The organism is Bradyrhizobium sp. ISRA442 (assembly GCF_038085055.1).
GTDB lineage: Bacteria > Pseudomonadota > Alphaproteobacteria > Rhizobiales > Xanthobacteraceae > Bradyrhizobium.
In genome coordinates this window covers 1-353 of the sequence record NZ_JALGCN010000078.1, presented here as the reverse complement: position 1 = coordinate 353, position 353 = coordinate 1, and the positions used below count along the sequence as shown (strand labels likewise).

Genomic DNA, 353 nt, shown 5'->3' with positions numbered 1-353 from the left:
GAGTTTGCCCTGCCGCTGCATAAGGAAGCCGTCTCGTGACAGGACGATTTGACTCGCCAGGTGAAGCCAGCAATGCCGAGTCTTCGACAAGGGCGGTTGTCTTCGTCGTCGAGGATGACATCTCCATGCGTCGCTCGCTTACGAACCTTTTTCAATCGGTAGGATTAGACGTCATTGCATTCGGATCGGCCCGCGAAATGCTGCAGAGCACAATTCCGGACGTTGTTAGCTGTCTAGTTCTTGATGTCCGGCTGCCGGGCTTGAGCGGCCTTGACTACCAGACCGAGCTAGCAAGGTTGAACATACATATTCCGATCATTTTCATTACCGGCCATGGCGACATTCCCATGACC

General features: G+C 53.8%; 1 protein-coding gene. It reads left to right on the top strand.

Annotated features, from left to right (window positions below):
* Positions 1–35 precede the first annotated feature (35 nt).
* Positions 36–353: response regulator (locus tag MTR72_RS40275; protein ID WP_341512357.1), on the top strand; the 318-nt coding region annotated here is incomplete at its 3' end.